Annotated in this window: 25 protein-coding genes; 10 read left to right on the top strand and 15 right to left on the bottom strand. The window is 71.4% G+C overall.

Annotated features, from left to right (window positions below; translation table 11 throughout):
• The first annotated feature begins 11 nt into the window (after positions 1–11).
• The 8 genes from coaA (at position 12) to BV453_RS04810 (ending at position 8,708) form a co-directional block, all read left to right on the top strand.
• Positions 12–965, top strand: coding sequence for a type I pantothenate kinase (gene coaA, locus BV453_RS04845; protein ID WP_025104380.1), 954 nt, complete (start codon positions 12–14; stop codon positions 963–965).
• 63 nt (positions 966–1,028) lie between these two features.
• Positions 1,029–2,876, top strand: coding sequence for a glutamine--fructose-6-phosphate transaminase (isomerizing) (glmS, locus tag BV453_RS04840; RefSeq protein ID WP_062766244.1), 1,848 nt, complete (start codon positions 1,029–1,031; stop codon positions 2,874–2,876).
• 104 nt (positions 2,877–2,980) lie between these two features.
• Positions 2,981–3,340 (top strand): holo-ACP synthase, encoded by a 360-nt coding sequence (locus tag BV453_RS04835; RefSeq protein WP_025104378.1) that lies wholly within the window; start codon positions 2,981–2,983, stop codon positions 3,338–3,340.
• Positions 3,337–4,443: an alanine racemase gene (gene alr / locus BV453_RS04830; protein ID WP_025104377.1), complete on the top strand. Its 1,107-nt coding sequence runs from the start codon at positions 3,337–3,339 to the stop codon at positions 4,441–4,443. Before BV453_RS04835 ends, alr begins: the two co-directional genes overlap by 4 nt.
• On the top strand, positions 4,440–4,931 hold the full coding sequence (gene tsaE / locus BV453_RS04825) for a tRNA (adenosine(37)-N6)-threonylcarbamoyltransferase complex ATPase subunit type 1 TsaE (RefSeq protein WP_025104376.1): 492 nt from the start codon (positions 4,440–4,442) through the stop codon (positions 4,929–4,931). The genes alr and tsaE overlap by 4 nt, the downstream gene beginning before the upstream one ends.
• Positions 4,928–5,773 carry a response regulator transcription factor gene (locus BV453_RS04820; protein WP_249521007.1) on the top strand — a complete coding sequence of 282 codons (846 nt, stop codon included), beginning with the start codon at positions 4,928–4,930 and terminating at the stop codon, positions 5,771–5,773. Before tsaE ends, BV453_RS04820 begins: the two co-directional genes overlap by 4 nt.
• Before the next feature lie 209 nt (positions 5,774–5,982).
• Positions 5,983–7,575, top strand: a complete 1,593-nt coding sequence (locus BV453_RS04815) for a cell wall metabolism sensor histidine kinase WalK (protein ID WP_249521006.1) — start codon at positions 5,983–5,985, stop codon at positions 7,573–7,575.
• Entirely contained in the window at positions 7,572–8,708 is a 1,137-nt protein-coding gene (locus BV453_RS04810; protein WP_025104373.1) for a hypothetical protein, read from the top strand. Before BV453_RS04815 ends, BV453_RS04810 begins: the two co-directional genes overlap by 4 nt.
• A 15-nt stretch (positions 8,709–8,723) precedes the next feature.
• Here BV453_RS04810 and BV453_RS04805 read toward each other — a convergent pair whose 3' ends face one another.
• Entirely contained in the window at positions 8,724–9,392 is a 669-nt protein-coding gene (locus BV453_RS04805) for a FadR/GntR family transcriptional regulator (RefSeq protein ID WP_025104372.1), read from the bottom strand.
• Between the two features lie 278 nt (positions 9,393–9,670).
• Between BV453_RS04805 and BV453_RS04800 the strand changes: the two genes are divergently transcribed.
• Positions 9,671–11,365, top strand: a complete 1,695-nt coding sequence (locus tag BV453_RS04800) for a 2-isopropylmalate synthase (protein ID WP_249521031.1) — start codon at positions 9,671–9,673, stop codon at positions 11,363–11,365.
• Here BV453_RS04800 and csrA read toward each other — a convergent pair.
• The 12 genes from csrA to BV453_RS04740 form a co-directional block, all read right to left on the bottom strand.
• Entirely contained in the window at positions 11,362–11,613 is a 252-nt protein-coding gene (csrA, locus tag BV453_RS16560; RefSeq protein ID WP_025104370.1) for a carbon storage regulator CsrA, read from the bottom strand. The two genes, BV453_RS04800 and csrA, sit on opposite strands and share 4 nt — an antisense overlap.
• Before the next feature lie 9 nt (positions 11,614–11,622).
• Positions 11,623–13,680, bottom strand: coding sequence for a flagellar biosynthesis protein FlhA (locus BV453_RS04790; protein ID WP_249521005.1), 2,058 nt, complete (start codon positions 13,678–13,680; stop codon positions 11,623–11,625).
• Positions 13,677–14,768, bottom strand: coding sequence for an EscU/YscU/HrcU family type III secretion system export apparatus switch protein (locus BV453_RS04785; protein ID WP_249521004.1), 1,092 nt, complete (start codon positions 14,766–14,768; stop codon positions 13,677–13,679). The genes BV453_RS04790 and BV453_RS04785 overlap by 4 nt, the downstream gene beginning before the upstream one ends.
• Positions 14,765–15,526: a flagellar biosynthetic protein FliR gene (locus BV453_RS04780; RefSeq protein WP_025104367.1), complete on the bottom strand. Its 762-nt coding sequence runs from the start codon at positions 15,524–15,526 to the stop codon at positions 14,765–14,767. The genes BV453_RS04785 and BV453_RS04780 overlap by 4 nt, the downstream gene beginning before the upstream one ends.
• 4 nt (positions 15,527–15,530) lie before the next feature.
• Positions 15,531–15,803 (bottom strand): flagellar biosynthesis protein FliQ, encoded by a 273-nt coding sequence (gene fliQ / locus BV453_RS04775; RefSeq protein WP_025104366.1) that lies wholly within the window; start codon positions 15,801–15,803, stop codon positions 15,531–15,533.
• Positions 15,800–16,609, bottom strand: coding sequence for a flagellar type III secretion system pore protein FliP (fliP, locus tag BV453_RS04770; RefSeq protein ID WP_025104365.1), 810 nt, complete (start codon positions 16,607–16,609; stop codon positions 15,800–15,802). The genes fliQ and fliP overlap by 4 nt, the downstream gene beginning before the upstream one ends.
• Entirely contained in the window at positions 16,606–17,016 is a 411-nt protein-coding gene (locus BV453_RS04765) for a flagellar biosynthetic protein FliO (RefSeq protein WP_238695681.1), read from the bottom strand. Before BV453_RS04765 ends, fliP begins: the two co-directional genes overlap by 4 nt.
• 71 nt (positions 17,017–17,087) lie before the next feature.
• Positions 17,088–17,747, bottom strand: coding sequence for a flagellar motor switch protein FliN (gene fliN, locus BV453_RS04760; protein ID WP_025104363.1), 660 nt, complete (start codon positions 17,745–17,747; stop codon positions 17,088–17,090).
• Complete coding sequence (locus tag BV453_RS04755) at positions 17,744–18,664, bottom strand: flagellar motor switch protein FliM (protein WP_249521030.1); 921 nt, start codon at positions 18,662–18,664, stop codon at positions 17,744–17,746. The genes fliN and BV453_RS04755 overlap by 4 nt, the downstream gene beginning before the upstream one ends.
• Before the next feature lie 49 nt (positions 18,665–18,713).
• A complete protein-coding gene (locus tag BV453_RS04750; RefSeq protein ID WP_249521003.1) occupies positions 18,714–19,523 on the bottom strand; it encodes a flagellar motor protein MotB in 810 nt (269 codons plus the stop codon).
• The gene (locus tag BV453_RS04745; RefSeq protein ID WP_025104360.1) at positions 19,520–20,335 is read right to left on the bottom strand and encodes a motility protein A; all 816 of its coding nucleotides are present in this window, start codon (positions 20,333–20,335) and stop codon (positions 19,520–19,522) included. Before BV453_RS04745 ends, BV453_RS04750 begins: the two co-directional genes overlap by 4 nt.
• Positions 20,335–20,589: a flagellar FlbD family protein gene (locus BV453_RS04740; RefSeq protein ID WP_249521002.1), complete on the bottom strand. Its 255-nt coding sequence runs from the start codon at positions 20,587–20,589 to the stop codon at positions 20,335–20,337. Before BV453_RS04740 ends, BV453_RS04745 begins: the two co-directional genes overlap by 1 nt.
• A 217-nt stretch (positions 20,590–20,806) precedes the next feature.
• Between BV453_RS04740 and BV453_RS04735 the strand changes: the two genes are divergently transcribed.
• On the top strand, positions 20,807–22,183 hold the full coding sequence (locus BV453_RS04735) for a M23 family metallopeptidase (protein ID WP_036292979.1): 1,377 nt from the start codon (positions 20,807–20,809) through the stop codon (positions 22,181–22,183).
• 98 nt (positions 22,184–22,281) lie between these two features.
• Here the strand turns inward: BV453_RS04735 and BV453_RS04730 are convergent, their stop codons facing one another.
• Positions 22,282–23,442 carry a flagellar hook protein FlgE gene (locus BV453_RS04730; RefSeq protein ID WP_249521001.1) on the bottom strand — a complete coding sequence of 387 codons (1,161 nt, stop codon included), beginning with the start codon at positions 23,440–23,442 and terminating at the stop codon, positions 22,282–22,284.
• Between the two features lie 25 nt (positions 23,443–23,467).
• Complete coding sequence (locus BV453_RS04725) at positions 23,468–23,926, bottom strand: flagellar hook assembly protein FlgD (protein ID WP_025104356.1); 459 nt, start codon at positions 23,924–23,926, stop codon at positions 23,468–23,470.
• Positions 23,927–23,999: the final 73 nt, after the last annotated feature.

Here is a 23,999-nt window from a genome sequence, read left to right as displayed (position 1 = left end):
GCGCGGTTACGATGGACGACGTGACCACCGTCGACCCCACGCTGCCGCTGTCGCCGTACCGGGAGATCGGGCGCGCGGAGTGGGCGCGTCTCGCCGCGGGACTCGACCAGCCGCTCACCGAGACCGAGGTCGTCGAACTCCGAGGCATCGGCGACCGGCTCGACCTCACCGAGGTGCGCGAGGTCTACCTCCCGTTGAGCCGGCTGCTGAGTCTGTACGCGAGCGCGACCAAGCAGCTCGGCGCCGCGACCTCGACGTTCCTGCAGGAGGACGACACCACGACGCCGTTCGTCGTCGGTGTCGCCGGCTCCGTCGCGGTGGGCAAATCGACGATCGCCCGGCTCCTCCGCGAACTCATGAGCCGCTGGCCGGGGACGCCGCGGGTGGAGCTGGTCACGACGGACGGCTTCCTCTACCCGAACGCCGAGCTGGAGCGCCGCGGCCTCATGGACCGCAAGGGCTTCCCCGAGTCGTACGACCGCCGGGCGCTGATCCAGTTCCTCACGGAGGTCAAGAGCGGGGCTCCCGAGGTGCGCGCGCCGTTCTACTCCCACATGCGCTACGACATCGTCCCGGACGCCCACGTGGTGGTGCGCCGGCCGGACGTCGTGATCGTCGAGGGGCTGAACGTCCTGCAGCCCCCGCCGGCGCCGAACGACGTGGCCGTGAGCGACCTCTTCGACTTCTCGATCTTCGTGGACGCCGACACGGCACACATCGAGAAGTGGTACGTCGACCGGTTCCTCGCCCTGCGGCAGGGTGCCTTCAGCAACCCGAACTCGTACTTCAACGTGTTCGCGCACCTCACCGACGAGGAGGCGATCACCACTGCATTGGGATACTGGAACGAGATCAACATGCCCAACCTCGTCGAGAACGTGATGCCGACTCGGCATCGGGCACGGCTCGTCCTGCGGAAGGGCGCGGATCACGACGTGGAGAGCGTGCTCCTGCGCAAGCTGTGAGCGCTCGCGGCGGAGGCCGATTGTTCGGACGGTTCGCAAAAAATGCCGCTTACCCTTATCCGCATGTGTGGAATCGTCGGATACGTGGGCCCGCGGCCCAGCCAGGACATCCTTCTCGCCGGCCTCGCCCGGCTCGAGTACCGCGGCTATGACTCCGCGGGCATCGCCGTGATCGACGGCGAGGGGACGCTGGGCATGCGCAAGAAGGCGGGCAAGCTCGCCATGCTGCGCGACTCGCTCGGCGACGCCCCCCTCGCCGACGGCACGACCGGCATCGGCCACACCCGCTGGGCGACGCACGGCGGCCCGACCGACGTCAACGCGCACCCGCACCTCGCCGACGACGACAAGCTCGCGGTGATCCACAACGGCATCATCGAGAACTTCGCGGCCCTGCGCGACGAGCTCCTGGCCGACGGCGTCGCCTTCCGCAGCGAGACCGACACCGAGGTGGCCGCCGCCCTCCTGGGCCGCGAGTACGCGGGCAACGGCGGCGATCTCGCCCTCGCCTTCCGCACGGTGGTGAACCGCCTCGAGGGGGCCTTCACGCTCCTGGCCATGCACCAGGACCACCCGGGGCTCGTCGTCGGCGCCCGCCGCAACTCGCCGCTCGTGATCGGTCTGGGCGAGGGGGAGAACTTCCTCGGCTCCGACGTCGCCGCCTTCGTCGAGCACACCCGCAAGGCACTGGCGATCGGTCAGGACCAGATCGTCTCGATCACCCCGGACGCGGTGACCGTGACCGACTTCGCCGGGACGCCCGTCACCGCCGAGCCCTTCGACGTCTCCTGGGACGCCGCCGCCGCCGAGAAGGGCGGATGGTCGAGCTTCATGGCCAAGGAGGTCGCGGAGCAGCCCGAGGCGGTCGCGAACACCATCCGCGGACGCATCCGCGACGGTCAGGTCGTGATCCCGGAGCTGGACGGCCTCGACGAGCTCTTCGTCGGCATCAACCGCGTCATCATCACGGCGTGCGGCACGGCCTCCTATGCCGCGCTCGTCGGCAAGTACGCGATCGAGCAATGGGCCCGCGTGGCCGTCGACGTCGAGCTCGCCCACGAGTTCCGCTACCGCGACCCGGTCATCGGCGCGGACACCCTCGTGGTCTCGATCAGCCAGTCCGGCGAGACCATGGACACCCTCATGGCCGTGAAGTACGCCCGGGAGCGCGGTGCCCGCACGCTGTCGGTCTGCAACACGCAGGGCGCGACCATCCCGCGCGAGTCCGACGCCGTCGTGTACACCCATGCCGGCCCGGAGGTCGCCGTGGCCTCGACCAAGGCGTTCTCCGCCCAGATCACGGCCCTGCTGCTGCTCGGCCTGCACATGGGCCGCGTCCGCGGTGTCGTCGCCGACGCCTCCACGGACGTCGAGGAGCTCGCCGCGCTGCCGGAGAAGGTCGCGAAGGTGCTGGAGAGCGAGCACGAGCACGTCTCGCAGCTCGCCGGCTGGATGGCCGACACCCGCTCGGTGCTCTTCCTCGGTCGCCACGTCGGCTATCCGATCGCGCTCGAGGGTGCGCTCAAGCTCAAGGAGATCTCCTACATCCACGCGGAGGGCTTCGCCGCCGGCGAGCTCAAGCACGGTCCGATCGCCCTGATCGAGCCGGGACAGCCGGTGTTCGTGCTCGTGCCGTCGCCGCGGCACTCCGCGCTCGTGCACTCCAAGGTCGTCTCCAACATCCAGGAGATCCGCGCCCGTGGTGCCCGCGTCATCGTCGTGGCGGAGGAGGGCGACGCCGCCGTGCTGCCCTTCGCGGACGAGGTCATCCACATCCCGCTCGCCGGACCCATGTTCGAGCCGCTGCTCGCCGTGGTGCCGCTGCAGATCTTCGCGATGGCGCTGGCCACCGCGAAGGGCCTCGACGTGGACCAGCCGCGCAACCTCGCGAAGTCCGTCACGGTGGAGTGACCGCCGACCCACCCCCTTGTGTTCTCCCACCCCTCTGCGTGCGCACGCAGAGGGGTGGGGTGTACGGAGAGGGGTGGGTGGGCAAGCCCGAGTAGGCTGAACGCGTGATCATCGGCACCGGCATCGACCTCGTGGACATCCCGAGGTTCGAGCGCACGATGACCCGCACCCCTCGCCTGCGCGAGCGGCTGTTCGCTCCGTCCGAACGGGAGCTCCGGCTGCCCTCTCTGGCCGCGCGATATGCCGCGAAGGAAGCGCTGATCAAGGCGCTCGGCGGCTCCGACGGCGTGCACTGGACCGAGATCGAGATCGCCTCGGAGGCCTCCGGAAAGCCGCACTTCGTGCTGTCCGGATCCACCGCCGCGGTCGTCGAGGAGCGCGGCATCCGCACGCTGCATCTCACCCTCACCCACGATGCCGGCCTCGCCGCCGCGTTCGTCGTCGCCGAAGGAGCCCCGCTGTGACCGTCCCGTTCCGCGAGGCCACGATCGACCTCGATGCGATCGCCGACAACGTGCGACACTTCCGCAGGCTCACCGGAGTCGAGGTGCTCGTCGTCGTCAAGGCCAACGCCTACGGGCACGGCGCCGCCGCGACCGCCGTGGCCGCGCTCTCCGCCGGTGCGACGCGGCTCGGCGTGGCCGAGATCCCGGAGGCGCTGGAACTGCGGCGTCAGGGCGTGCACGCGCCTGTGGTGGCCTGGCTGCACGCCCCAGGGGAGCGGTTCCTGGAGGCGGCTGCGGAAGGGGTCGAGGTCGGCATCTCGTCGTACGACCAGCTGCAGGCGGCCGCCGCCGCCGCGTCCGCGGACCGCCCGGTCGCCGTGCACCTGAAGCTCGAGACCGGGCTGTCGCGCAACGGCATCGCTCCCGACGACTGGGGGACGGTGCTCGCCGAGGCCGCCCGGCTGGAGCGCATCGGCCGCCTGCGCATCGTGGGCCTCTTCTCGCACCTCTCCAACGCCTCGCCTGCCGACGACCGCGCCGCGCTCGCCCGGTTCGAGGAGGGTGTGGCGCAGGCCGCGGCGCTCGGAGTGCGCCCGGAGATCCGCCACATCGCCGCCACGGCCGCCGCGATCGACCTGCCGGAGACACGGCTGGACGCCGTCCGCATCGGCATCGGCACGTACGGCCTCTCGCCCTTCGATGACCGCTCCTCCGCGGAACTGGGTCTGCGCCCGGCCATGACCCTGCGCGGGGCGGTGGCGGCCGTCCGTCGTGTTCCCGCCGGCACCGGGGTCTCCTACGACTACGTGCACCGCACCGACCGCGAGACCACCCTGGCGCTCGTGCCCCTCGGTTATGCCGACGGCGTGCCCCGCAGCGCCTCCGGACGCCTGCCCGTGTCGATCGGAGGGCGCCGCTACACGAACGTCGGACGGATCGCGATGGATCAGTTCGTCGTGGACGTCGGGGATGCGCCGGTGGGTGTCGGTGACGAGGTCACCCTGTTCGGGGATCCGACCCTCGGCGTGCCGTCGGCCACGGATTGGGCGGAGGCCGCCGGCACGATCGGCTACGAGATCGTCACCCGCATCGGTCACCGGGTGCCGCGGAGGACGACGTGAGCCTGGACCCCGCGTTCCTCGGACGCCGCCGGATCTCCACCTCCGAGGAGATGGAGCAGCTCGGCCTGCGCATCGGCGAGCAGCTCGAGCCGGGCGACCTCCTGATCCTCACCGGGCCGCTGGGGGCGGGCAAGACCACGTTCACCCGCGGCCTGGCCGAGGGCCTCGGGGTGCGCGGTCCCGTGCAGAGCCCCACGTTCGTGATCGCCCGCACGCATCCGTCGCTCGTCGGCCGCGCGCCGCTCGTGCACGTCGACGCCTATCGCCTCGGCTCCGCGGCGGAACTCGACGACCTCGACCTCGACCTGGAGCGATCGGTCGTGGTCGTGGAATGGGGCCGCGGTATGGCGGAGGAGCTCGCCGACGCCTGGTGGGACATCGAGATCGAACGCCCCGTCGGTGCCGGCGAGGACGACGCCCTCGACCCGTCGGAACTCGACGCCGACGCACCTCGCGTCGTCACGATCACCCGTGAGGAGCGCGCGTGACGGCGGGGGAGCCGCTGGTCGCGGTCATCATCGAGGACGACCCCGGGGTCCGGTCGCTGCTGGACGAGGTGTTCCTCGCCGCGGGGTTCCGCACCGTGCTGGCCGGCTCCGGGCCGGAGGGGCTCGCGGCGGTCGCGGCGCACCGTCCGATCATCACCACGCTCGACATCAACCTCCCCGGCATCGACGGCTTCGAGGTCGCGCGGCGCATCCGACAGGTCAGCGACACCTTCATCATCATGCTGTCCGCCCTGGCCGACGAGTCGGACGTGGTGCTCGGCCTCACCTCCGGTGCCGACGAGTACCTGGTGAAGCCCTTCCGGCCGCGCGAGCTGCGTGCCCGGATCGAGGCGCTCCTCCGGCGCACCCGCACCCCGGCGACGGACCCGCTCCCTCTCGCCGCCGCGCAGGTCCCGGCGGCTCCGACCCCCGTGCCCGCGGCCTCACCCGCCCCGAGTGCTGCGCTCCCGGCCGGTGCCGCCGCCGATGCCACCGTGGCCACGTGGCGAGGGCTCGTGCACCGCGACCTCAGTCTCGACCTCGACACGCGCCTCGTGCTCGTCGCCCAGCGCCCCGTCGAACTCACCCCCACCGAGTTCGACCTGCTCGCGGCGCTCCTCGAGGCCGGCCGCCGGGTCTGCAGCAAAGCCGACCTCGCGCTCGGACTGCGCGGAGCCTCCGGCGACGCCTTCGATCGGGTGAGCGAACCCGACAAGCGGGCGATCGAGACGCACATGGCCAATCTGCGTCGGAAGCTCGGCGACAGTCCCACCGCCCCTCGCTACATCGAGACGGTGCGTGGCGTCGGATACCGCCTCACGTCCGACGATCGGCGCCCCTGACGGGAGGGGTCGAGGCCGCGGCTCCCCCACCGCGGCCCCGGATGCCTGCGAATCCCCACTCGCGCGGCCCCAGCTTCTGCGAAATCCCCAGTCGCAGCGTCGGCTCCCACTCAGAATCGTAGGGCGCGAACGCCTCCTGAAGAGCGAGATGTGACGATCTTTGAGTAATCTTGCGTGAATGCTGAGGATCGACCGGGAGGCGGACCTTGATGATCCGCACGGTCTCGATCTGGCGGTGGCAGCTGGTGTTCACCGCGAGCATCGTCGCCATCGTGGTGATGGTCGCGGGCTTCAAGCCGCAGACCCTCGCGATCCCGCTGTTCATCGGGGGGATCGGCCTCATCGTCGTCACCACCCTGGTGGCGCTCATGGTCCCGTGGCGACGTCTGCCGCGCGCGGCGGTGACGGTCCTCCCGCTGCTCGACGTGCTCGGGGTCGGACTGACGACGAACGTGCCGGATCTCCGGCTCGGCTTCCTCTGGGTCTTCCCCGTGGTCTGGCTGGCGACCTACTTCTCGATGCCCTGGGTGTTCGTCGGCATCGCGCTCAGCGGCGGCTGCCTGGTGTTCTTCTCGGACCGCTCCGGCCCGCCGGAGGACGTGCTGCTGCGCGTGCTCACGGTCGTCATCACCCTGAGCTTCCTCGGCGTGACGGTCCGCATCGGCGCCCAGCGCTCCGGCGCGGCACGGCGGCTCCTGCAGCGCCGCTCCGAGCAGGTGAACCGGGCGGCGGAGCGGGCCGAGACGAACCAGGAGCGCGTCACGCAGGTCATCGACGCGCTGCGCATCGCGCTGGTCGTGGTCACCTCCGCGGGCCGCATCCTGCAGATGAACGACGCCTACCGCACCCTCTACGGCCGTGACCGCTTCGGCGCGGCGCTCCCGTCGGCGTCCGTCGAGTACGACGCCCGGCGCGGGACGGCTCTGACCCCGGAGCGCACGACGCTGGCGCGGGCGGCCGCGGGGGAGTCGATGCGGGAGGAGCGGGTGTGGCTGTACGACGGGGCAGGGCAGTGGCACGCCCTGGCCGTGACCACGCAGCCCATCGCCGGAGCCCGGGAGGGGGAGCGCATCACCCTCGTCGTCATCGACGACGTCACCGCGCTCCTGGAGGCCGCCGAGGAGCGGCGGGCGCTGACCGCCGTGATCTCCCACGAGCTGCGCAACCCGCTGACCGCGATCATCGGCCACGTCGAGCTCCTGCGCGAGCGCGACGACCTCCCCGGCCGCGTGCCCGCGCAGATCGAGGTTATCGCGGACGCGGGGGAGCGGCTGCAGGATCTCGTCACGAGCATGCAGGCCCAGACGGGGCGGGTCTCGCACGACCCCTTCGAGCCGGTGGACCTGCGCGTGGTCGTCGAGGAGTCGGCCGCGTCGTTCGCACCCCTGATGGGGGCCGCGCGGCAGGAACTCGTCCTCCACGGGGCCGAGCGGATGGTGATCACGGGCGACGCGTTCCGGCTGCGTCAGGTGCTGGACAACCTCCTGGGCAACGCCGTGAAGTACACGCCGGGGGGCGGGCGGATCACGGTGCGGCTGGCGGAGTCGGACGGACACGCCGAGGTCACCGTGGCGGACACCGGGATCGGCATCGCCGAGGAGGAGCTGCCGCGGCTGTTCGAGCCCTACTTCCGCGCGGACAGCGCCGTGCGCGGCGGCATCGCCGGCACCGGTCTCGGCATGGGCATCGCGCGGGACATCGTGGTCGCGCACGGCGGCGCCATCCTCGTGGCGAGCGAGGTGGACGTCGGGACCACCGTCACCGTCCGCTTCCCCCGACGAATGAGAGAGGACCCCGTATGACGCCGCTCGTGCCCGTCAGCGTCGACGTCACCACGAGCATGGTGGCCGTGGTGACCGTGCTCACCGCGATCGTCGTCGGTCTCGCCACCCTGGCGCGGCCGAGCAGGGCGACCATCGTCTGGGGCGTCGCCTTCGGCATCGGGATGCTCGGCGCCTACCTCTGGTTGGCCGGTCACCACACCGGCAGCCCCGTGCTCCGCGCGGCCGCCTCCGCGATCGTCGTCTCCTTCGTGCCGCTCGTGTGGCTCGGGGTGCGGATGCACTTCGGACGGTCAGCGCCCTGGCTGCCGGTCGTCCTCGCGCTCGTCGGCGTCCCCACGGCGCTGATCCTCACGGCGGGCACGCGCTGGTATCTGCCGGTCTTCCACGTCGTCTTCCTGGCGATGGCGGTCTTCGCCGGCCTGCTCGCCTGGGAGCTGCTCCGAGGGCAGCCGGCGTCGCGGGACATCGTGCTGCCTCTCGCGCTCGCCGCGTGCGGCTTCGTCGTGGTCGCCGTCGTGAGCGCCGGCTCCGCCCTCGTCTCGGGAGGCGTGAGCACGGAGGAGCAGCTCAGCGCGCTGCGCGGGATGAACGCGGTCGGGACGATCGTCGTGAGCACGTGCGCAGCCTTCACCCTCGTGCTCCTCGTGCGGGTGGAGAGCGCGACGCCCGGGACGGACGGCGCGGCGGAGCGCGCCAGGGAGCGGCTTCGCAAGGCGTCAGCGCAGAAGGACCCCGCCTGGTCGATCCTCGACATCCGCCTGGACGACCCCACCGACCTCCGCGAGGCATCGAGCAGCGCCGGCTTCCGACGCATCGCAGATCGGTTCCACGCGGACATCGGCGACGCGCTTCCGGCGACAGCCGATGCGGAGCGGGTCGCCGACGACCGCGCGATCGTCATCATCCACGGAAGCGACGAGGCGGTGCGGTTCCACCTGCGGGCGATCCTGGCATCCGTGTCGATCATCGATCTGGAGGCGCCTGCGAGCGGGATCCGCTCCTCCGCCAGCATCGGCTGGGCGACCGCAGCCGTCGCGGGATACGACTACGACACACTCGTCGCGGCGGCGGCATCCGCGGCGGAGCGGGCGCGCGACGCCGGCGGGGATCAGTGGAAACGGGCGCAGGAGTCGGATCTGACTGCCGTCTGAGCTCGCCTTCCGGCGTCAGCCGAACAGCCTCTTCACCGTATCGAGGTGCTCGCGGGTCAGGGCGCCGGCTGTCCGGGGGTCGCGCGCGGCGATCGCATCGCCGATACGCCCGTGCGCGTCCTGGTCGGCGGCGTCGCCGTGATGGCCGCGGATGCGCAGCATGTCGATCATGGCCTGCAGCGAGCGCGGGGCGAAGCCGTCGAACAGCTCTCGCAGCACGGGATTGCCGGAGGCGACGACGACGGCCCGGTGGAAGGCCATGTCCGCCTCGACGTGCGCGCGGATGTCCGTGCGTCGACGGTCGCGTTCGGCGAGCGTGCGCCTCAGCTCGTCCAGGTCGGCCGCGGTCCGGCGCTCCGCAGCGAGCGCCGCGGCCTCGACTTCGATCGCGGTGCGGGCCTCGAGGACCGCGATGATGTCGGCGCGGTCGAGGACGGCATCCCAGGTCGGGGCGGGCTCGACGGCCGTGACGAAGACGCCCGCGCCCTGGCGGGTGGCGAGCACACCGCGCCCGGCCAGGATGCGGATCGCCTCGCGGGCCGTCGAGCGACCCACGCCGAGCTGCGGAGCGAGCGTCGTCTCGCCGGGCAGCTTCCCGCCGACCTCCCATTCGCCGGCTCCGATCCGGGCGAGGAGCAGCTCGGCGGCCTGTTCGGCGAGGGATTCGCGGCGCACGGTCGTCATGGGTCCATTCTCGCAGGTGACTCGACTGCTCTGCTTGTCTGAGGAGTTGTGCTAGGTTCTCCCTATGCGCACATCCGGGTTCCTCCTCCTTCGTCGCCACGACGGGGTCTAGTCAGACCGGCTCCCCGTCGTGGGGAGCAGGACGCGCCGGTCGCCTTCCTCGCGATCCGAACAGGAACCAGATCATGACCCCATCCCGCGCCTTCCCGACCCTCGCCACCCCGTCCGGCGCCCTCCCCGACGACGCTCCGCACTGGAACAGGCAGCGGCCCTCGCAGATGCCCTCGCATCGCTATCGAGACGTGTACTCCCGTGTCGCCGTGCCGCTGCAGACGCGGACCTGGCCGAGCGCGCGACTGACCCAGGCCCCCCTGTGGGTCCCTGTGGATCTCCGGGACGGGAACCAGGCGCTGGCCGAGCCCATGGACCCGGCCCGCAAGCGGCGCTTCTTCGAGCTCATGGTCGCGATGGGCTACAAGGAGATCGAGGTCGGATACCCCTCGGCCTCCCGGACGGACTACGACTTCGTCCGGCTCCTCGCCGAGACCGACCTCGCTCCTGCCGACGTGACGATCGTGGTGTTCACGCCCGCGCGGCGCGACCTGATCGAGCGCACCGTCGAGTCCGTGCGCGGCATCCGGAACCCCGTCGTCATCCACATGTACACCGCCACGGCACCGACGTGGCGCGATGTCGTCCTCGGCCAGGACAGGGAGGGGCTGAGGGCGCTGATCCTCACGGGCGGGCAGGACGTGCTCCGCTTGGCGGGAGACCTCGACAACGTCCGCTTCGAGTTCTCTCCCGAGGTGTTCACCCTCACCGAGCCGGACTTCGTCCTCGACGTGTGCGGGGTGATGACGACCCTGTGGGACGCGACCCCCGAGCGTCCCGTGATCCTGAACCTGCCGGCGACCGTCGAGGTCGCGACCCCGAACGTCTACGCGGACCAGATCGAGTACATGCACCGCAACCTCGGGCGTCGCGACGGGGTCATCCTCTCCGTGCATCCGCACAACGACCGCGGTACCGGCGTCGCCTGCGCGGAACTCGCCGTCCTCGCCGGTGCGCAGCGGGTCGAGGGGTGCCTCTTCGGCAACGGGGAGCGCACCGGCAACGTCGACCTCGTGACCCTCGCCCTCAACCTCCACGCGCAGGGCGTCGATCCGATGATCGACTTCTCCGACATCGACGAGATCCGCCGGACCGTCGCGCACTGCAACGGCATCGACATCCACGCGCGGCACCCGTATGCCGGCGACCTCGTGCACACCGCCTTCTCGGGCACCCATCAGGACGCCATCCGGAAAGGGTTCGCGGAGCATCGCGCCCGTGCCGCGGAGGAGGGCCGCCCCGAGGACGAGATCGAATGGCGCGTGCCGTATCTGCCCATCGACCCGGCGGACATCGGCCGCAGCTACGACGCCGTGATCCGCGTCAACTCGCAGTCCGGGAAGGGCGGCATCGCGTACCTGCTGGAAGACGCCTATGGGATCGAGCTGCCGCGGCGCCTGCAGATCGACCTCGCCCGTCACGTCCAGCGGCGCACCGAGCAGACGGGACGCGAGGTCACGGCCGCGGAGGTGTGGGACATCTTCCACGCCGCCTACCTCGCGAGCGCGGACACGGGACCGCTGAAGCTGCGGGCGGATGCCGACGTCGCGGGAGGGTGCACGACGATCACGCTCCATGCCGACGGCGTCGAGACGCGGACCCGCCACGACGGCGTCGGTCCGGTGGAGGCGCTGGGCACGGCGCTCGCGGCAATCGGTCTGCCCGTCGAGATCCTGAGTCTGCACCAGACGAGCATCGGAACGGGCCCGGACAGCGACGCGCTCACCCTGATCGAGTACCGCGACGGCGCACGCTCGGAATGGGCGGCCGGCCGCGACCGCTCCGTGCTGACGGCGACCCTGCACGCCGTGCGGAACGCGGCGGAGCGCCGCGCCGCGACGACGCCGGCCCGCGGGGCCTAGGGGGTCTGCTTCTCGCGCCCTCGCGCGAGTGCCGCGGTGATCGCATCCGCGGCGCTCGCGTCGGTGTCGGCGGCGGCGGAGACGTTCTCGGCGACGACGGCCTCGATGATCTCGGTGCGCTGGATCCGGGTCTCCCGCGGGGCCTTGACGCCGATGCGCACGCTGTCGCCCTTGATGTCGAGCAGCGTGACCTCGATCTCGCCGTCGATGCGCACGCTCTCACCGATCCGCCTCGTCAACACCAGCATTCGTTCAGCCTACTGGTGCGGCGGGGCGGCCCCGAGCGACGCGGTGGAGGAGTCGCGGACCACGCCGATCGTCTCGATCGTGAGGGGAGCGGCGGTCGCCTCGCTGTAGGAGAGGACGGGGAGGCCGTCGGTCTGCGCCGACACCAGCCGCCGCACGGCGGGACGCAGCGAGGGGGCGCAGACGAGCACCGGTTCGCCGCCGTCCGTCGGCGTCGCCACGGCCTGCTTCACCGACGCGATCACCGCTTCCATCCGCGGCGGGTCGAAGACGATCTGCGAGCCCTCGTCGCCGGGACGAAGACTCTCCAGCATCGCCTGTTCCAGCAGCGGGGCGATCATGACGACTCGGAGGGTGCCGTCCTCCGCGAAGCGGGAGGCGATGGCCGGTCCCAGGGCGGCACGGGCGGCCTCGATCAGTCCCTCCGGGTCGGTGGAGGTCTTCGCACGGAGCGCGAGCGCCTCGTAGATGCGGCTGAGGTCGTTGATCGGCACCCGTTCGGCGAGCAGCCCCTGCAGCACCCGCTGGACCTCCGCGAGCGACAGCAGCGCGGGGGTGAGCTCCTCGACCGCCGAGGGAGAGACCTGCTTCAGGGCGTCGGTGAGCTGACGCACGTCCTCGCGGCTGAGCAGGCGGGCGGCGTGCGTCTGGATCACGCTCGACAGGTGGGTGATGATGACGCTCGCCCGGTCGATCACCGTGGCTCCGGCGAACTCGGCGCTGTGGCGCATCTCCATCGGGATCCACTTGCCCTCGAGACCGAACACGGGGTCGAGGGCGGCGGTCCCCGGCAGGCTGTCCAGGCCCTGTCCGAGCGCCAGCACCGACCCGGTCGGCGCGGTGCCCCGCCCGGTCTCGACGCCCGCGATGCGGATGACGTAGGTCGCCTGGGGGAGCTCGATGCTGTCCCTGGTGCGCACGGGCGGGGTGACCAGACCGAGGTCGAGCGCGATGCGCCGCCGCAGCGCCTTGACCCTCGCGAGGAGGTCGTCGGGGCCGCCGGTCACCAGATCGACGATGTCCGGGGCGAGGAGGATCTCGAGGGGGTGCACCCGCATGCGCTCGATGAGCTCCTCTGGCTGGTCCACCGGCGCGGGAGCGGGTGCCTGCGCCGCCTCCGCCTCCTCCCGCTTGCGGGTCGCGGTGATGCGCTGGGCGATGAGCAGCAGCAGGGCGCCGATCACCAGGAAGGGGAGCATCGGCATGTGCGGGATGAGCGCCATGACGATGGCCGCGGACCCCGCGATGATGAGGGCGTTGCGCGACTGGCCGAGCTGCGTCGATGCGGCCGATCCCATCTCGGCCTCGGCGGTCGAGCGGGTGACGATCATGCCGGTCGAGACCGCCATGAGCAGCGCAGGGATCTGGGTGACGAGGCCGTCGCCGATCGTGAGCAGGCTGTAGGTGCTCACCGCCTGGTCGATCGACATGCCGTGCTGGACGAGGCCGATCGCGATGCCGCCGACGAGGTTGATGATGATGATCACGAGTCCGGCGATCGCGTCGCCCTTGACGAACTTCGAGGCGCCGTCCATCGCGCCGTAGAAGTCGGACTCGGCGGCGACCTCCGCCCGGCGCTCGCGGGCTTCGGTGTCGCTGATGAGGCCGGCGTTGAGGTCGGCGTCGATGGCCATCTGCTTGCCCGGCATCGCATCGAGCGTGAACCGGGCGCCCACCTCGGCCACGCGCTCTGCACCTTTGGTCACCACGACGAACTGGATCACGACGAGGATGAGGAACACGACGGCGCCGATGATGAGCGAACCGCCCACCGCGATCGCCCCGAACGCCTCGATCACCTGTCCCGCGTAAGCCTCGCCGAGAACGAGGCGGGTGGAGGCGACGTTGAGCCCGAGCCGGAACAGTGTCGCCACGAGCAGCAGCGAGGGGAACACCGAGAAGTCGAGCGGCTTCTTCACGAACATCGACGTCAGCAGGATCACCAGCGCGAACATGATGTTGAGGATGATCAGCACGTCGAGCAGGAACGGCGGCACCGGGACGACGAGCAGCATGATGATGCCGACGACGCCGATCGGCACCCCGAGCGTGGTGAGGAGCTTCTTCATACGGTCCTCCGGTAGGGGAGCGAGTGGATGCCGCGGGCGGCGCCTCGGCGCCGCAGCGCGTCGACGAACACGAGGACCCGTGCCACGGCGTTGTAGAGGTCTTCGGGGATCTCCTGGCCCAGCTCGCACGCGGCGTGCAGAGCGCGGGCGAGGGTGATGTCGCGGACGAGGGGGACGCCGGACTCGAGCGCCTTCTCGCGGATGCGCTCGGCGATGACGCCGCTGCCCTTCGCGACGACCCGCGGGGCGGAGGTGCCGGGGTCGTATTCGAGCGCGATGGCGATGTGCGTGGGGTTGACGACCACGACGTCGGAACCGGCGACCGCGGCGATCATGCGGTTGCGGCTCACCGCGAGCTGGCGCGACCGGCGCTGCTGGCGGATGAGCGGGTCGCCCTCGGAGTTCTTGTTCTCGTCGCGCACCTCGCGCTTGGTCATGCGCGTGTGCTTGCGGTTGCGCCGCATCACCACGAACAGGTCGATCGCGGCGAGCACCAGGCCCACGGCGATCGCCGTCTGCAGCAGCGCCGCGGTGCCGTCCGCCGCGGTGCCGAGCAGCCGCGACACGGAGTGCGCGCCGCTCGCCGTGAGCACGGGCATGAGCCCGGAGATGACGACCCACAGGGCGAGGGCGATGGCGGCCGTCTTCAGGAGCGCCTTCGCCCCCTCCCACAGCGCCTGCAGGCCGAACACCCGCCGCACGCCGGAGACGAGGTTGAACTGCTCGTAGCGCCCGGACAGCTTCCGCAGGTGCACGCCGCCCTGCACCACCGCGCCGAACAGCGTCACGATCGCGACCGCGGCCAGCAGCGCGCCCAGCGTGGGCAGCACCGAGGCGAGGGCCCGTCCGAGGGCGGCGAGCGCGGCCTCCGGAGAAGGCGCCTGCATGAGCCCGGCGAGGGTCACCAGCTGCTCGGTGCCGGCGGCGGTCCCCGCGGCGATGGCGGCGGGCATCATGACGGCGGCGGCGGCGATGCCGAGCCACGCCGTGAGGTCCTGACTGCGGGCGATCCGGCCCTTCTGCCTGGCCTCCCTGAGGTGCTTCTCGGTGGCCTTCTCGCTGCGTTCGCCGCTGTCCGAGCCGCTCACGGTGTCACCCCCTGCATCAGGCGGAACGCCTGGGTGGCGAGGGCGTCGACGATTCCCGGGAACGCGACGTACACGGCGCCCGCGAGCAGGAGCGTGAGGAGGATCTTGACGGGGAAGCCCATCGCGAAGGCGTTGAGCGCCGGCGCCACGCGCGTGATGAGACCGAGCCCGACGTCGGCGAGGAAGAGCACCAGGACGAGAGGACCCGCGATCTGCACGGCCGCCAGCACCATCTGGGACACCCCGTCGACGAGCAGCTCGGCGGGTCCCGCCACGCGGAAGATGCCGTCGACCGGCACCGCGTCGAAGCTGCGGGCGAGCCCGGCGAGGATGAGCTGATAGCCGCCGGAGGCGAAGAGCAGCGTGAGCGCGGTGAGGTGGAAGAGCCGGGTGAACTGCGCGCCGTTGACCATCGCCGCCGGATCGAAGGCCTGGGCGAGCTGGAAACCGCCGAACACGTCGATCAGGCTGCCCGCGGCCTGCACCGCGGAGAAGCACAGCAGCACGAGGAAGCCGAGCAGGGCCCCGGTGAGCAGCTGGATCACGAGCGCACCGAGGAACGGCCCGGTGTCCAGGCTCTCGTACCCGGGCGCGACGGCAGCCCCCACCGCGAGCGACAGTCCGATCGAGAGCATCGCCTTCACGCGCACCGGGATCGCGCCGTACGAGAACGGCGGGGCGATCATGATGAACGCCGTGATGCGCACGGCGGCGAGCAGGGTGGCCTCCAGCCACGCGAAGTCGATCGGGATGAACACGGGCTCATCCGCTCAGCAGCGACGGGATGCGGGCGAACATCTCGTTCGTGAAGGCGATGATCTCGGCGATCATCCAGTTCCCCGCGATGAGCAGGGCGATGCCCACCGCGACGATCTTCGGCACGAACGACAGCGTCACCTCCTGCACCTGGGTGATGGACTGCAGCAGCGAGATCGCGAAGCCCACCACGAGCGCGGTGATGAGCATCGGGGCGGCGAGCTTGGCGGCGATCAGCAGCCCCTGGGCACCGATGTCGAGGACGGCTTCGGGACTCATCCCACACCTCCGTAGCTCTCCAGGAGCGCTTTGATGATGAGCCCCCACCCGTCGACGAGGATGAACAGCAGGATCTTGAACGGCAGCGAGATCATGACCGGCGGGAGCATCATCATGCCCATCGACATCAGCGCCGCCGCCACGACGAGGTCGATCACGAGGAACGGCACGAAGATCACGAAGCCGATGATGAAGGCGGCCCGCAGCTCCGAGATCATGAACGCGGGGATGAGCGTGTACATCGGCACGCTCGCGGCGTCCTCCGGATTGTCCTGCCCGGCCATCCGGGTCATCAGCGCGAGGTCCTCCTCGCGCGTGTAGTGCAGCATCCACTCCCGCAGGGGGGCCTGCCCGACGTCCACGGCCTGCGTGAACGTGAGCGCCCCGTCGATGTACGGCTGCACCGCGAGCGTGTTGATCTCGGTCAGCACGGGCCACATGATGAACAGCGAGAGGAACAGCGACAGGCCCGCGAGCACCTGGTTCGGCGGGATCGTCGGGAGGGACAGCGCGTTCCTGGTCATGGCGAGGACGACGAAGATCTTCGTGAACGACGTCATCATCAGCAGCAGCGCGGGGGCCACCGACAGCAGCGTGATCCCCAGGAGGGTGAGGATCGAGCCGGACGGGCCGCCGTCGATGCCGTTGATGTCGATCGTCACGCCCTCGCCGTCGTCCGGGGTGACCTCCGCGTGCGCGGCGGTGCCGGAGAGGGCGACGAGGACGACGGCGAGGAGGATCGCGACCGCGACGAGGACGACCAGCCGCGAGGCGCGACCGCGATCGACGGCACGGGTCGCGGTCATCGTGCGCGCCGGAGGGCCTCGGCGGTCTGCCGCCAGGTGTCGGGGGAGAGGATGGAACCGCGGAGCGGGTCGTTGCGGTGCCGCACGCGGCGACGGAGCTCCGGTGCCGGGGCGACCGCCGGGGGCGCGCTCGTGAGTGCGGCGGCGGCGAGGATGCGGTCGAACTCGGCGTCGTCGGCCGTGCGGGTGGCCGGCGGGTGCCCGACCTCTGAGTCCGCGGGCTCCGGCCGCAGGGGAAGGCGGTCGACCACGCTCACACCGTGCTCGGTGACCCCGAGCACGTAGCGGGCGTCGTCGGTCTGCACGACCACGAGCTGCGCCTTCGGACCGATGCCCTGCCGCCCGAGCACCGTGATCGCCTCGGCGTCGCGGCGCCGCGCCTGGGTCTTCGAGACCCGGCGCTGCAGGAACCAGAGCAGCCCGAGGACGGCGGCGAGCGACAGCCCGACCCGCAGCGCGAGCAGGAGGTCGTCCAGGGTCAGGCCTCGACGTTCTCGAGGATGCGGGTGATCCGCACCGCGTAGTCCTGGTCGACGACGACGACCTCGCCGTGCGCGATCGTGCGGCCGTTGAGCTTGACGTCGGCGGGGGCGCCCGCGGAGCGATCGAGCTCGACGATGCGACCGGGCTCGAGGTCGAGCACGTCGCGGACGGCCATGCGGGTGCGGCCGATCTCCACCGTCAGCTCCATCTCGACGCCCGCGATGCGGTGCAGGCGGCCGTCGGCCCCGGTCGGGCGCGCGGGGCGGTGGGTGATCCGCACGGCGAGGCGGCCGATGATCCGCTCGGTGTGGTCCACGAGGTCGAAGAGCTGGGTCTGCGGGTCGGCGAACACGGCCGAGGCGTCGCCGACCGCGGCCTCGCCGAGCAGGCCCGGACCGAGGGCGGTCGCCGCGGCCTCGAGCGCGTCGAGCAGCCGGTCGGTGAGCGGGCGGTCCCCGAGGCCGTCGACGAGCACGTCGGCGTCGAGGAGCTGCACCGCGAGTTGGGCGCTCGCCTCGCCGACGAACTGCGCGACCACCGCGTCGCCGGTGTCGCCGGACACCTGCGAGGCGCGCGCGGTGACCGGTGCGGCGGTGGGCAGCCGGGCCGCGAACGCGGCGGCGACGGCGGACTCGTAGGCGGTGGTGCTGATCACGCGGACTCCTGAGCGGGGGCGGTTTCGGGGACGGTGGCGGTCACGACGCAGGCGAGCCGGGCGCCCGCGCTGCCGACGGCGGCGGTCGCGACCGTCTGGTCGCCCACGGTGAGGAGCAGGGGACGGTCGGCGGCGTGCGGCAGGGGCAGCAGGTCGCCGACGGCGAGATCGAGCACCTCGCGGGGGAGCACCGTGCGGGGGGCCAGCCGCAGCGCCACCTCGACCGGGGCGGCTTCCACCTGCCGCCGGACCAGTCCCGGGGTCTCGGTGCGGTCGGCGTCGGAGGCGCGTACCGCGAACCCGGCGAGGACCGACGCGGGGAGCATGATGCTGGCGGGCACCGTCCGGCCGCCGTGGCGCATCGACAGGCGGGCGACGATCACCGGCTCCCCGGCGGCGGCCACCTGCGCGAACTGGGAGCTGTACTGGATGCCGGCGACGGCCACCCCGGCGGGCAGCAGGCCGTCGAGACTGCCGGTGAGGTGGTCGATGGCGTCGGCGATCAGCGATCGGATCAGCGCCTGCTCGATCGGGGTGAAGGTGCGGTCCTCGGCGGTGGACGTCGATCGTCCTCCGACCATCTGCACGATCCACGAGGTCGCGGTCGGGATCGGCACCTGGACGATCATGCGCTCGTCCGAATCGGGGAGCGCGCACACGATCATGGTGGTCGTGGTGGGAAGCGACTGCGCGTACTCGCCGTACGTGAGCATGCCGACGTGCTCGACGGCGATGGTGGCGCGCACGTGGATCTTGCCGGAGAGCTGGGCCGACCACTGCCGGGCGAACGTCTCGAACGCGAGCTCCAGGGTGCGGGCGTGCTCGCGCGACAGCGTCGCCGCGCGTCCGAAGTCGTAGACCTCGACGTCGGCGATCGTCGTCTCCGCGCGCGCCCGAGAGCGCACGCCGTCATCCATCACCACGAACCCGACTATCGGGCGGTGAGCGGCGTGCGTTAGGGACGGGTCAGGGGGAGGTCTGCGCGGCACCCGCGGCCGGGATCAGCGCTCGCACCTCCTCGCTGGCATCGGAGAGGATGACGATGTCCACCCGGCGGTTCTCCGCGAGCTGCTCCGGCGTGCTGCCCGCAGCGACCGGGCGGGTGTCGCCGAACCCGACGGACTTGAGGTGGGCAGGGGGCAGGCCGGCGGCCTCCACGAGGTAGCGCAGCACCTGCGTGGAGCGCCCGGCGGAGAGCTCCCAGTTGGTCGGGAAGGGGGCGACCGAGCCGCGGGCGTCGGCGTGCCCCTCCACCGAGATCTCGTTGGGGGTCGAGACGAGGACCGATCCGAGCGCATCGAGCACCTGCGTCGCGGCCGGGCTGAGGTCCGTGCTGTTGGTGGTGAAGAAGGTCTCCGCGCTCACGAGTCCGATGGTCAGACCGCGCTCGTCGATCGTGAAGGTGACGTCGGCTTCGAGCCCCCGGTCCGCCAGCACCTGGCGCAGGCGCTCGCGGAGGGCGGAGAGCTCGTCGAACTCGCGCTGCGCGGCCTCCAGCCCGGTGTCGGCGAAGTCCTCGCCCTCGTCGTCCACGAGCTCGGGCGGCACGACGACGCCGCTGGTCACATCGATGTCGTCGGAGGGCTCCTGGCCGAAGCCGGTCGCGAGGGACGCGCTCAGGGCCTCGAACTTCTCCTGGTCGACGGTCGACATGGCGAAGAGCACGATGAACATGCACATCAGCACCGTCACCATGTCGAGGTAGGACGCCATCCAGCGCTCGTCCGGCCCGCTGTGCTCGGACTCCTGGACGCGGCGTCGGGTGCGCACGCTCATGAGAAGAGGTCCTCGTGCTCGGCCGCCGCCTCCGCCGGCTGCTCGCGGCGGCGGGAGCGGCCGGGGGAACGGTCGGAGACGAGCGCGCTCAGGCGCTCGCGGACGTGCGCGGGGGCGGCACCGGCCTGGACGGCGAGCATGCCCTCCATGAGCACCGTCATGCGCTCGAGCTCCAGCTCGCCCAGACGCTGCAGGCGGCCGCCGATCGGGAGCCAGATGAAGTTCGCCGACAGCAGGCCCCACAGTGTGGCGACGAAGGCGGCGGCGATCATCGGTCCGAGCGTGTCCGGCTTGTCGAGCTTCTCCAGCACGTGGGTGAGGGAGACGACCGTGCCGATGATGCCGACCGTGGGGGCGAACCCGCCGAGGGTCATGTAGAAGCGGGAGGCGGTGCGGTTCCGGGCGGCCGTGGACGACAGCTCGTCCTCGAGCAGCACGCGGAGGTCTTCCGCGTCGGTGCCGTCGGCGATGCTCTGCAGGGCCTGCCGCAGGAACGGATCCTTCTCCTCGTCCAGCCCTTGCTCCAGCGCCAGGAGCCCTTCGGCGCGGGCCTTCTCCGCGTAGCCGACGACCGTGTCGATGGTGCTCTGCGCGGTGCGGCGCTCCCCGCGGAACGCGCGGGGGAGGGACTTCACGGCGTGCAGGGCGTCGCGCAGCGTGCCGCTGGCCAGCCCGACCGCGATCGTGGCGCCGAAGACGAGCACCATCGGCGCGGGCAGGAGGAGCGACCCGATCGTCGCGCCCTCCAGATTGATCATGGCGATCAGGGCGCCGAACGCGAGGACGAGCCCGAGGATGAGAGACGGATCCATCAGGCGTCCCCTCCCGTGACGGATACGGCGGGAGCGCCGGCCTCGTCGCCGGCCGCGACCAGTGCGGCCGCGGTCGCGAGGACCCCGGCGCGGAAGCGGGTGATCCGGGCGATCACGTCGTCCATCGTCTCCGTGACGACGAAGGTCGCCCCGTCGACCATCATGATCGTCGTGTCCGGCGTGGCCTGGACACGTTCGATCAGGTCGGGGTTCACCGCGAACCGGGAACGGTTCAGGCGCGTGAGGACGATCATGGGCTCCATCCTGGAAAAAGCTCGCCCCGCCCGAGAGCGGGGAACCGACGGCCCGTCCTGGGCTGTCGGAGAGGACTGTCGGCCGGGTGCTGCGGCGCGTTAGCGCGGGGTCGGACCGAGCGGGATCTTTCTCACGGCGGGCGCGTCGTCGCCGATAGGGACCAGGGGCGGGGGACGATGAGCAGCGGGCGAAGGGAGCCTTGTGCGGGATCGGAACGTGGAGAAGGCCGCGGCGACGGCGGCCGAGGAGTGCGGCTGCGCGCCGACCGCTGCCGAACGCGGCGCGCTGTGGAACCAGCCGGTCAGCCGGCGCCATGCCTTCGGGATCGGCGCGCTGGGCGTCGTCGCGCTCGCCGCCTTCGGCGTCGGTTCGGGGGTCACGGCCGCGCATGCCGCGTCGTACCCGAGCTGGGACGACGTGCAGCGCGCGAAGAACAACGAGGCGGCCAAGGCCGGCGAGGTCAGCCGGATCCAGGGGCTGATCCAGTCGTTGGAGCGCAAGGTCGCGGAGACCCAGGCGGCGGCACAGGTCGCGTCCGACGAGTTCTTCGAGGCGCAGCAGGCCTACTTCGCCGCGATCACCGAGGCGGACGCCCTGCAGGCCCAGGCCGACGAGAAGGCGGCGCTCGCCGACGAGACCGCGAAGAAGGCCGGCCAGATCGCGGCCCAGCTCTACCGCAGCGGCGGCGACGACACCGCACTGGAGCTGTTCTTCGCCGGGTCGGGAGCCAACGCCGACGAGCTGCTGTCGCGGCTCGGCACCATGAACAAGTTCCTCGAGTACAACCAGACCACCTACGACAACGCCGTCTCGGCGCGCAACACCGCGCAGGCTCTGACCGCGCAGGCGCAGGTCGCCAGGGACGAGCGCGACCGCCTGCAGCAGGTCGCCGAGCAGAAGATGGTCGCGGCGCAGCAGGCGGCGGACGCGGCCCAGGCCGCGCTCGACGAGCAGGCGGCGAACCTCGAGACCCTCAAGGCCCAGCTGGCGGCGCTCAAGGACACCACGACCAAGACGGTCGCGGGGTACCAGGCGGGCGTGGAGGCACGGCGGCGCGAGGAGGAAGCCCGTCGCAAGCGCGAGGCGGCGGCTGCTGCCGCGGCGGCGGCTGCGGCCGGCCGCGGGACGAGCGGCGGCGGTGGTGGCGGTGGCGGCGGCGGTGGCACGCCGGGCAACGGCGGCTGGGTGCGCCCGCACGGCGGGGCGCGGAGCTCGAGCTACGGTCCGCGCACGCCCATCTGCGGTCCACAGGGCTGCTCGTCGAGCTTCCACTACGGGGCCGACCTCGCCAACGGCTGCGGCGCCGCGATCTACGCCGCGAACTCCGGGACGGTGGACTACGCCGGCCCGAACGGCAACTACGGCAACTACGTGCGCATCCAGCACGGCGGCGGCGTCAGCACGGGGTACGCGCACATCAAGCCCGGTGGCATCATCGTCCGCAGCGGGCAGTGGGTGCAGTCCGGTCAGGTCATCGCCTACGCCGGCGACACGGGACGCTCGTTCGGCTGCCACCTGCACTTCGAGGTCTACATCAACGGTGGGTACACCAACCCCGTGCTCTTCATGGAGCAGCGCGGCATCTACGTCTGACCCGCCAACCCCGCGAGACCCCGCTTTATCGTCGAGGCCCCGCCGTATCCACGTGGATACGGCGGGGCCTCGACGCGAAGACGGGGTCTCGGGAGGGGTCAGCGCTTGAGGTTCGTGAGCTCCTGCAGCACCTCGTCGCTCGTGGTGATGATGCGGGCGTTGGCCTGGAAGCCGCGCTGCGCGACGATGAGGTTGGTGAACTCCTGCGAGAGGTCGACGTTGGACATCTCGAGCGCGCCGCTGATGATGCCGCCCAGGCCGCCGGTGCCCGGTTGTCCGAGCTCGGCCTGACCGGAGTTGCCGCTCGGACGGAACTGCGAGGAGCCCACCTTCTCCAAGCCGCCGGGGTTCACGAACCCGGCCAGCGCGATGCGTGCCAGCACCTGGGTGTCGCCGTTGCTGAAGGTGCCGACGAGGCTGCCGTCGTTCGTCAGGGTGTAGGAGCTCAGCGTGCCCGCCGGCTTGCCGTTCTGCTCCTTGATCGCGATGTCGCTGACGTCGGCGAAGCCGGTCACACCGGACAGGTCGACGGTGACGCCGCCCGACACGATGCTCCCGGCGCCGTTCTGCACCCCGTCGGTGAAGGTCAGTGCGGTGCTCGCACCCGCCCCGTCGGTGACGTCCCACCCGGTCGCGCTGCGCGTGAACGTCAGCCGCAGGGTGGACGCGGAGCCGTCGGCGCCGTAGGTCTTGATGTCGCGCACGAGCGTCTCGCCGACCGCGGCACCGGAGGGCAGGTTGCCGGTGGCGCGCGCGGTGGTGGTGGCGGCCGCGGGGCTGAGGGCGCCGACGGGGAGCGTGATGTCCCCGATGCCCTGACCGGGGACGATCGCCCCGTTGGTCGCGGTCCAGCCCTGCACGAGGGCGCCGCCGGCGCCGACGAGACGGCCGCTCGCGTCGAACGTGAAGCCGCCGTTGCGGGTGTAGAGGGTCTCGCCGCCGGAGCGGACGACGAAGAAGCCGTCGCCCGAGATCATCAGGTCGGTGGGGACGCCGGTCGGCTGCGGGGCTCCTCCGGCGAAGTTGGTGCTGATGCCGGCGACCTGCACGCCGAGTCCGACCTGGGCGGGGTTCTGCCCGCCGGCCGCCTGCTGCGGCAGCATCGAGTTGCGCAGGAGCTGGGAGAGGGAGTCCTGGAACTGCACGGAGGACGCCTTGAAGCCGGTCGTGTTGACGTTGGCGATGTTGTTGCCCGTGACGTCGAGCATGGTCTGGTGCGAGCGGAGTCCGGAGATTCCGGAGAAGAGGGAACGGAGCATGGTGGTGCCTTTCTGGGGAGCGGGGTCAGGCAGCGGTGCCGGGGACGAGGGAGACGCCGGAGATCGCGTCGAGGGGGATCGACTTCTCGCCGATGGTCACGGTGGGGACGGCTCCCGCATACGAGACCGCGGTGACGACGCCCTTCTGGGTGACGCCGTCGGCGTCGACGTACTGCGCCTCCTGCCCGAGGAGGGCGGCGGCGGTCTGCCGCATGCTGAGGGCGAAGCTCTCGGTGCTCGTCGACGCGAGCGCCGTCAGCTGCTCCATCGAGGCGAGCTGCGTCGTCTGGGAGATCATCTCGTTGGTGTTCATCGGCGAGCTCGGATCCTGGTTGGTGAGCTGGGTCACGAGCAGCTTGAGGAACACCTCCGAGTCGAGGGTCTTCTTGCGCTCTGTCGCCGGAGTCGTGCTGCCGGTCTGCACACCGGACGTCGGCGTGGCACCCGGGGGCAGGGTGCCGGTGATGGAGTCGACCGTGGTCATGGAGTCCTCTCTGATCAGGCGTAGACGTCGATGCCGCCGGTGGGCGCGGCGGGCGGTGCGGGCGGGGGCGGGG

Origin of the sequence: Microbacterium sp. ER1 (assembly GCF_023383675.1) — a bacterium.
GTDB lineage: Bacteria > Actinomycetota > Actinomycetes > Actinomycetales > Microbacteriaceae > Microbacterium.
Note: the sequence above shows the minus strand (reverse complement) of the source record. Positions and strands in the feature narration are given on the sequence as shown.